The 8,101-nt window shown below is 57.3% G+C and carries 8 protein-coding genes and 1 pseudogene; 2 read left to right on the top strand and 7 right to left on the bottom strand.

Going from position 1 to position 8,101, the window contains the following annotated elements; all coding sequences use genetic code 11:
* The first annotated feature begins 8 nt into the window (after positions 1–8).
* Both B5G12_RS05545 and B5G12_RS05550 read left to right on the top strand, forming a co-directional pair.
* Positions 9–653, top strand: a complete 645-nt coding sequence (locus tag B5G12_RS05545; protein WP_144064100.1) for a hypothetical protein — start codon at positions 9–11, stop codon at positions 651–653.
* 7 nt (positions 654–660) lie between these two features.
* Positions 661–1,098 carry a hypothetical protein gene (locus tag B5G12_RS05550; protein WP_087324198.1) on the top strand — a complete coding sequence of 146 codons (438 nt, stop codon included), beginning with the start codon at positions 661–663 and terminating at the stop codon, positions 1,096–1,098.
* Here B5G12_RS05550 and B5G12_RS15210 read toward each other — a convergent pair.
* The 7 genes and pseudogenes from B5G12_RS15210 to B5G12_RS05585 form a co-directional block, all read right to left on the bottom strand.
* Positions 997–1,731 carry a CRISPR-associated endonuclease Cas1 gene (locus B5G12_RS15210; protein ID WP_522731428.1) on the bottom strand — a complete coding sequence of 245 codons (735 nt, stop codon included), beginning with the start codon at positions 1,729–1,731 and terminating at the stop codon, positions 997–999. The genes B5G12_RS05550 and B5G12_RS15210 overlap by 102 nt on opposite strands.
* A pseudogene (locus B5G12_RS14920) lies at positions 1,695–1,820 on the bottom strand (CRISPR-associated protein Cas4); the annotation flags it as partial. The pseudogene B5G12_RS14920 and the gene B5G12_RS15210, both read right to left, overlap by 37 nt.
* Positions 1,820–2,704: a type I-C CRISPR-associated protein Cas7/Csd2 gene (gene cas7c, locus B5G12_RS05565; RefSeq protein WP_087324199.1), complete on the bottom strand. Its 885-nt coding sequence runs from the start codon at positions 2,702–2,704 to the stop codon at positions 1,820–1,822. The pseudogene B5G12_RS14920 and the gene cas7c, both read right to left, overlap by 1 nt.
* 2 nt (positions 2,705–2,706) lie before the next feature.
* Positions 2,707–4,467: a type I-C CRISPR-associated protein Cas8c/Csd1 gene (gene cas8c / locus B5G12_RS05570; protein ID WP_087324200.1), complete on the bottom strand. Its 1,761-nt coding sequence runs from the start codon at positions 4,465–4,467 to the stop codon at positions 2,707–2,709.
* Entirely contained in the window at positions 4,464–5,108 is a 645-nt protein-coding gene (cas5c, locus tag B5G12_RS05575) for a type I-C CRISPR-associated protein Cas5c (RefSeq protein WP_087324201.1), read from the bottom strand. The genes cas8c and cas5c overlap by 4 nt, the downstream gene beginning before the upstream one ends.
* 75 nt (positions 5,109–5,183) lie before the next feature.
* On the bottom strand, positions 5,184–7,355 hold the full coding sequence (locus B5G12_RS05580; RefSeq protein WP_087324202.1) for a CRISPR-associated endonuclease Cas3'': 2,172 nt from the start codon (positions 7,353–7,355) through the stop codon (positions 5,184–5,186).
* 454 nt (positions 7,356–7,809) lie between these two features.
* Positions 7,810–8,101: Beta-galactosidase C-terminal domain (locus B5G12_RS05585; RefSeq protein ID WP_204245659.1), on the bottom strand; the 292-nt coding region annotated here is incomplete at its 5' end.

Here is an 8,101-nt window from a genome sequence, read left to right on the forward strand (position 1 = left end):
GTCTTTAGATGGGGGAAACCGATAATGGATACCCTGAAACTGAAAAAATTGTCCGAATGAGTAAATTGTTTCATGTATCTTTAGACTATCTTCTCAACGAAGAAGATACAGAAAAGCCAGAGATAAGCCCAGATGAAAAAGGAATTTATGTCAGTCGAGAAATGGCAAATGGTTTTCTTTTGTACCAAAAGTGGAAACATCTTAGAATTGCGCTTGCCGTAGGTATCATGGTCGGAAGCCTTTCATTCTCGTTTATGTGGTCAGATATTTTCACACTTCTGTTTATGCTGGTATGGATTGTGGGGATCGTTCTTCTATTCTCTGTCAAAATAGCAGATAATCCATATAGAAAACTCTGGAATGAGCCACTACTATTTGACAAAGCCGTAGAGGCTGAATTAAATACAGCATACGCAGAAAAAAAGAAATTTCTTCAACTATTTAACTTGATCGGAATTGCCTTCATTGCATTGGGCTTTCTGTTTTTCCCTTTAATTGTTCCAGCAGAATTAACCTTAGAAAATAATATTTCTTTAGCTGCGGGAATGATTGTTGCAGGAATTGGAATATTTTTCTGTATTTATATGTCTGGTCTTGTTCGTGCCTATCGACTGCTAATTATGAATGAAGCCTATCAACAGAAAGGAAAGTGAGAATATTATGAAAAAAACATTGATTGCATTCGTGGCAATACTGACGCTTCTTTGCGGCTGTCAAGCCAAGGAAAACACAAATGCTTTTGATTATGGCGATGATATTGCAAAAGCGCAGGAAATAGCAGTTATTTCCGCTGATACATCGGAAGTGGTTGATACGATTACTGACACAGAGAAAATCGAGGATTTTGTTTCGGCGCTGAATTTAGACCAATGGGAATTAAAAACGCTGCCAGATAATGCGGTGGAAATTGGTTCTTTCAATTTGGCGCAAGAGGAAACCATCAAACTGGGGCAGACGGATACGGATGGAACGCTATATGATATTGCTACCATTACCCTATACAATGGAGCGTATGTCAGCTTTGAAATTGGCGGATTCGATATGACGTTTGAAGTGAGCAAGGATACGGCTGATTATTTGAATGGATATTTTGGATAAAGGGAATTGTCTAAAATAGCAAACCCAGCCGAGCCAGCGGGCTAAAGCAAGAAATACCCAATTTCTATCTACGCTCCCCGCGAGGGGAGCGACCAAAAGGCGCTCATGGACAATCAAATCACCTAAAATTTCTATCCACGCTCCCCGCGAGGGGAGCGACATTGCCGGACGCGGGGTGCCCTTGCTGGACAACGATATTTCTATCCACGCTCCCCGCGAGGGGAGCGACCGCCAGCGCTGCAAGGGCTGCAGCGCGCTGCGGGCATTGTAGATCTTACCCAACAGAAACCCTTTGGCGTAGCGGCAGCTGACACTGGGATCATCCGCTGCGCGGAACTGCTGTTGGCGAAGTAAAACGTTTCCCTTGGTTTCTCCGACAGAGCGGGCTAAAAACCTCCCGCGCGGCGTGAAGAATGCCAGGTCTGCATTCCGTTGGGCACAGGCGCCCATCAAAGCGGGGGAGGCGCCCGCGTAGGAAAAGCAGAGGATGCCTTCCAGAGTATGCAGCGGAAACCGCGCAGCTTCGGCGTTCCCCTGCTTGACCACAACGTTTTCGCCGTCCAAAGTCAGATAGCTGCTTTCAGTCAAAACAAATGAAGATGCCCTTCGGCAGTGCGCAGGTTTTCGGCCCATTGCTGTTCCAGATGGATGAGCGCCCACTGGCGCCGGCAAAAGCAGAAATGCTGGATGCCGGACATCTGCAGGAAACGGTCAGGGCCCATCAGGTCAGCCTCTGGCAGGTGACGCCGGCGGGCAGATCGGTATCGACGGTCACCTGATAGTCGCTGTACTTGCGGGGGACCGTCACGCCCTCCACACGCTGGACGTGGACCGCGTCAAGCAGCTTGTAGGCGGGGGCGTTGCCCAGCTCGGAATCATGCCGGAAAACGATCAGCTCGCGCACGGCCATTTTGCCCCGTGCCGCGCTGTGGTCGTTTTCGAACAGATTCAGGATCGCTTCCCACAGGAGCTGCAGATCCTCCTCCGAAAAGCCGGTGACCTTGCGGGCCAGATTGGCCGAAACAAAGCCTTCTGCGCGGTACAGGCCGTAGGGGACGATGTACTTGCGGCCCATCTCGGTACCCTTCTTCTCCGCGTCCGATTCGGTGGTGATGGCGATGCGGGTGATGGTGATCTCCTGGGGCAGGATGGGATCGATGCTGCGGGCAAAGCCCAGCTGCACCGGGCCCCGCACCTGGCCGCAATTCAGCGCGCCTTTGACAAAAGTGGTCATCACCGCGCCGAAAGTGCGGATGTCATAAAAGTTCCGGCACATGAAGTCGCGGATCCTGCCGTCCAGGGTGGGGTCGTCCTTTTTGGCGGCCTTCAGGTCCTTGTCCACACCCAGGTAGGTCAGGGCCTCGGCGTCGCTGCGCTGGAGGGGTACCTGGTCCTTGATGTAGATGCGGTAGCCGGGGGCGTCCTCTTTGGCGTCCTCCACATAGTTGCGGATCTTCCGCTTGAGGCAGACGTCCGTCACCAGGCCGCAGCCGGTCTCGGGGTCCACGCGGGGCATATTGCCGGCATCGGGATCGCCGTTGGGGTTGCCGTTTTCCACATCGAACAGGATGACGAAATCGTAGCGGTTCTTGATGGCTTCGGACATGATCACTTCTCCTCCTTTTTGACGTAGCGGTTCTGGGTCTCGTGGTAGTACCCGATCTGGAAGGCGCTCTGTTCGTCCAGGGTCATCCGGGCGGGCAGGGTCTGGGTGATGCGGCTGTGCAGGTCGGCAAGCCGTTTTTCATAGTAGGCGGCCAGTCCGCCATCCAGTTTGTTCAGATGTTTCTGCGCGAGGTTGACGAGGGTGGGGAACACAAGGGCCGGGGTGGCCGACGCTGCGTTGAAATAGCGGTTTCTGATGGAGGTGTTGATGTTGGGGCTGGCGCTCCGCTGGATCGCCTCCAGCACCGAAAACAGCCGGCCCAGCACATAGGGCAGATAGGTGCTCTGTTCGTTCAGTTCCATGGTCATGACCTCCTTGCATTGTTCGTTGGTGGAATTGCGGCTGTAATAAGCTTTGAGGATGGCCGCCTGTCCCCAGGTGATGTCCTGCTGGGCCCGGATGCGCAGCTGGACGCCGTTTTGCAGAGTGGCGGGGTAGGGGGCGTCGTTCAGGACGGCCAGCAGCAGGTCGCCTGCCAGGCGCTGGACCGGATCGGGGGGCCTGGAACCGGGGGCGGGTTTGCGGACCGTTTCAAGGGCCATGCGCCAGATGGTCAGCAGTGTATTCTGGACGTACGCGGGGCGGATGATGTTCAGCCGCTCGTAATGGCGGGACAGGTTCTTGGCCAGTTCGCCGAAGCTGTTCTGCCAGAAAAAGCGGACCGACAGGCGGGCGGCATTGGGGGCAAGCCCTAAAATGCAGAATCGGGTGCCGGGATCAAGGCGGCTGCCGTCCCAGTCGACAGGCTGCCCCCTGGACAACTGTCTGAGCACGTTGAAAAGATCGGCTTCCCGATAAGCGGTGCTTTCCTCTATCCCGCCGCCGAACAGGGCAAACATGGCGCAGTCCTGATAAGCGGTGTCGGAGCCGTCGGCCCAGAACACGATGGTGGTGTCTCCCACCCGGCAGACGTGGTTCCGATCGGTCAGCAGGGTGTTGAGCGCGGTGGTATACGCAAAAGCGGCGTATTCGCTGGTGGGCGCATTGCTGCCCTGTTCATGCTCGTAAGAGCAGAATGCCGGCCCATTGAAGGAGACCAGCGCCGCGCCGGTGGGCTGGGCTCCGGCGACCCCCTTGATATTGGGGTGCAGCCGGGCGAGGGGTGCATGGCGGCCGGTCACCAGGCAGAGGATATCCTCTGCGCCTTCGGAATTGCCTGCGTCGTAACGGCTTTGCCAGGCGTCGCGGACGGCGGGATCTTCCACAGCCGGCCGGCCGCTGTAAAAGAAGGTCAGATTGCCGCCCTTCATCAGATCCTCCCAGTCTTCCTGCAGCAGGGGGCAGGCAGAGGCCTGAGCGGGGTCCCAGCGCGCAAAAAAGCGAACGATGGCTTTGGCCGCCGGGGAACCGGCATTCTGCAAAAGTTCTGTGTGCAGGAATTTGGCAGCGGCAAAGCAGTCGGCGGTGCGCCCCGGCTTGCCCTTGCTGTCTGCGCCCAGCAAATAGCCGCTGTTGTCGCACAGGAAGTTGGGCGCAACGGCGGCGCTTCGCTTCACCTGCGCGGGCAGCAGGAGCTCGCGGGGGACCAGGGCCTTCTTTTTGCCGCGGGTGACTTCCTGCTGCAAATGGAGCAGCTGGACAAGGTTGCCTTCTTCATCCAGATCCAGCCCGTAGGACACTTTGACCTGGCTCCATCCGGGGCGGCCGATTTTGCCCTGTTCCAGCAGATCTTCATAGTAATGGGTCAATGCCTGCAGGATCATCGAAACACCTCACAATTCCGGACGTCAAGGACACCGTTTTCCAGCCTGGCACGGAAATAGGTGGGCGTGATGTTTTGCGGGTCGGTATAATCGAAGTCGTACAGCATCAAGCCGAGATCTCGGGTCTCGTCGATGGTCCTGATCTGTCCGCCCGGCCAGCGGCGGAACGAAGCGGGAAACTCCTTGCAGCCGAGATAGGGGGTCGAAAAACACTGCCCTTTTTCCATCCGCCGCGTCACGATATCCTGGAACTTGCCAGGGTTGTCCGACGGCGCGGCCTTGCCGGTCATCTCAAAGTGGGCCTCGATGACGTAGTGCACGTCCTGCAGCAGCAGCGAAGAACGCTGTACGATCTCCTGGGGCGCGGCGAGGTACAGCTCCTGCCGTCCGCCCTGCGCGGTCTGCCGGACATTGCGGGCGGAGATCTTGCTCAGGACCTCATTTCGGCGTATGTTGGTAAAAGAAATGGGGTTCAGGATATAGATGCGGTCGATGTGCCAGCGCAGCCCGGGATGAAAATAGACAGCTTCCACCATGCCCCGCGCCGCAGAGGGCGTGGGGACATCATAGGAAACCTTTTCCACCTTCAATTCCGGCCTGCTGAACAGGGCATAAGGCCCCCAGACCTCCAGTCGGATCACGGTTCAAGTCTCCTTTCAATGAAATTTTCTATACTTTGCATGTTTCTGCTCTTTTGCCGCCCTTTTCGCGGCGTTTCAGATCAAAAGCGCACTGCCGGTGTCCGCTTCCAGAGAAAGGCCGATATTCCGGTCGTACAGGGAAGGATCGGTCAGACGATAGGAAGCGCCGTCCAGGAGCTCCGCCGCGCCGGCATCTAAAAGCGCCTGCAGGTGGCTGGGATAAATTTGGACGGCATACTGGCCCAACTTTCGGTAAAGCGCCCGGCTGGCCAGCCCCGCCTGCAGCTGGGCGATGAGGGGCTGACTCTCTTGCAGGGAGAGATACAGGGTGACGGTGGGGGAGTCGATCAGATGAAACTGCTCCGCCACAGTGGCAAACGGGAAGGCGCAGCCCTGGTAACCGCGGCGGAAAGCGTCCAGGATCCCCTTTTGATCCAGAGCGGCGTCGCCCTTCAGGGTACGGTAAAAGGAAAAATAAGCTTCAATGGCCGGCAGGCTGGCCGGATCGGAAAAGTGCGACAGCACATTGCGGGTGGAATCTACATTGGGCCGGATCATGGCAGGGGCGCGCTGGCCTTCCAGACGGAAAATGGTGACAAGGCTTTCGGCGGCAGGACGGCGCCCTTCCCGGTTGCAGCGGCCCGCTGTCTGCAAAATGGAATCGAGGCCGGCTTCTTCCCGCCAGGCGGCAGGAAAATCCACGTCCACGCCGGCTTCGACCAAAGAGGTGGAGACCACCCGGCAGGGCTTGCCTTCCTGCAGGCGGGCGCGGATCTCGTCCAGAAGGCGCTTGCGGTCGGCAGGACAGAGCAGGGTGGTCAGGCAATAACGCCCCTCTGCTTCCAGCATGGCATGGAGTTTTTGCGCTGTGGAGCGGCGATTGACCACACACAGGGTCTGCGGCTGGGTGTTCAGCCGGCTGGCAAGCGATTCTTCGGACAGAGCGCCGGCCTGGCACAGGGTGGTGCGGCGGAAAAAGGCATAGAGGGACTGGGTGTCCGGGCAAAGTTCCTGCATCGAGAGGCGGGGCGCCAGCTGCGCAAACAGAGGCTGCAGGGCTGGCTGCGTGGCGGTGCAGAGCACGGCAGTGACGCGGTAGGACTGCACCAGCTGGCCGATGGCTTCCACACAGGGCAGCAGAGAATGGACGGGCAATGTCTGAGCTTCATCAAAAATCACAACGCTGTTGGCCATGTTGTGCAGTTTGCGGCAGCGGGAAGGCCGATTGCTGTAGAGGGATTCAAAAAACTGCACTGCTGTGGTGACGATCACGGGCGCATCCCAATTCTCTGCCGCGAGAAACTTGCGGTAAAGAGCGGCATCCACAGAATCGTCGCTGGCGGAATCGTCTGCGCCGGAGTGGTGCTCAAGGACATTTTCATCCCCCAGGATGGTCCGGAAGGTATCGGCGGTCTGGTCGATGATGGACGTGTAGGGGATGACATAGATGACCCGGGACATTTTGCGGGCCTCGGCGTGTGCAAGGGCGAAGGCCAGAGAGGAAACGGTTTTGCCGCCGCCGGTGGGGACCGTCAGAGTATAAAGGCCGGCGGGCCGTTCCCGACCGGCAGCAAGGCAGTGCTGCAGGATCTCACAGCGCTTGCGGTTCAGCGCATTGGAAGGAGTCAGCCAGGGGGCAATGTACTGCCGCAGTTTCTGAAGCAAGTCGGAAAGAGACGCATACCCGCCGCGCGGCGCTGGATCTTCCTGCATAAAGGCTTCGGTGTCCAAAAAGTCGGCGTCTACCAGGCAGGAATAGAGCATTCGGGTGTAAAAGGCTTCACTGAGATGGTCGGGCGCGATCTGTGCCGGACGTTTGGCGTTTGGGAGGCTGGGCTGGACCTCCCGGGACCAGGCTTCGTAAGGCTCGACTGCTTTTTTGAGCCGTCCGCATAGGGTCGGCATCTCGCTGCGGTCGGTGGAAGAACCTCCGTCCGGCAGGCCGCTGTGGTGGCCGGCAATGGCGAAAGCCGCTTCCGGCTGCCGCAGGCGGGACGCTTCCTGCGCACCGGCAGTGGAATGATCCACCGTGCAGCTGCTGCCCTGCAGCCGCCTTTGAAAGGCCTCGCTGTATTTGCCGATGTCGTGGAGCATCCCGGCCAGGCGGGCCTGTTCGCCGCCTCCGAAGGGGAGAGCAAACTGCTCGGCCAGGGCTGCGGTGCCCTCCAGGTGTTCCAGCACCGTCTGAACGCGGCTCTTATCCTCAGACTGATGCGCAAGAAATGCAGTCGGATGATGACTTTGCATGGTGATCTTCACCCTTTCGGATACGTCGGAAGGAACAGAAGCTTTTCTGTGCATAGAATAACACTTTAAAAGGGCTATAAAAAGGACTTTTTATGAGAAAATGGAATGGAAAGCGATCCATACAACTTTACAGTGAAAATCGGCATTTCCATGGACGATCTCGCCTGCTGGGAAAAAGGATGCGATCAATAAAGCGTAGGATTCATTTATCTTCATTGTAACAGCTTCTGAAGGCTGGCAAACAAAAAAGACCCGAAGCAGTTGCTTCAGGTCTTTGTCTTGGTGGAGATAAGCGGGATCGAACCGCTGACCTCTTGAATGCCATTCAAGCGCTCTCCCAAGCTATGAGGCAACGCGCCCCCGAAACCGAGGCTTGGGAGATGCGATCCATACGAGGAATGCAAATGAACGATGCGGCATTCGTCCGAGCGGGGATTTTTTGCATGGATTTCGGTCAGGGATGGGCGGGCGTTTCTTTCCAGAGCCACCGGAAGCCAAAGGGCTCCAGAGGGACGTTTCCGGCATCGGCGGCTTCACCGGTGACAAGATCCGTATAGAGGCCAGTTTCGCCGGTGCAGACTGTGCACCGCTCGCCGCCGAAGTTGTACAGGCCGATGAACTTCTCGTTCTCGTTCTCGCGGACAAGGCCGAGGACCGCCCGGTTTTGGGTGTCGATGGTGTGAAACGGCACCCCGGCGTCAAAGACGCTGTGGCTGCGGCGCGCTTCCTCGATCCGGCGCAGGGCC

The organism is Faecalibacterium sp. An58, from assembly GCF_002161515.1.
Classification (GTDB): Bacteria; Bacillota; Clostridia; order Oscillospirales; family Ruminococcaceae; genus Faecalibacterium; species Faecalibacterium avium.